Here is a 309-nt window from a genome sequence, read left to right as displayed (position 1 = left end):
AATTATTAGGGAAAAGAAAATTTGAAGTTTATGGAGGAATAAAGATGGATTGTTTAAGATGTAAAGAGGAAATGATTAAAGCAAAATTAAAAGGAGATGCAGTAGGTACGGTTGTTTATTTAACTAATAAGAAAAACGGTATCTTTGAGAATGAAAAGAATAGTACTGTTTCATGTTATGTATGTCCAAAATGTGGATATGTTGAATTGAATGCAGATAATGCGAAAAAATTGATTTGATAATTTCCACTTGAAACTTTCAGTAATACTGAGAAAATTAAAGAAAGTACAAAGCTCGCGAAGCTTTGAA

At 28.8% G+C, this 309-nt stretch carries 1 protein-coding gene; it reads left to right on the top strand.

What is annotated here, in order from left to right; genetic code table 11:
• The coding region (locus tag DWY37_RS09670) for a hypothetical protein (RefSeq protein ID WP_243093194.1) at positions 1-239 on the top strand (239 nt) is incomplete at its 5' end.
• Positions 240-309: the final 70 nt, after the last annotated feature.

Origin of the sequence: Roseburia sp. AF25-13LB, assembly GCF_003478915.1 — a bacterium.
Lineage (GTDB): Bacteria > Bacillota > Clostridia > Lachnospirales > Lachnospiraceae > Roseburia_C > Roseburia_C amylophila.
This window is presented reverse-complemented; position numbering and strand designations above follow the sequence as displayed.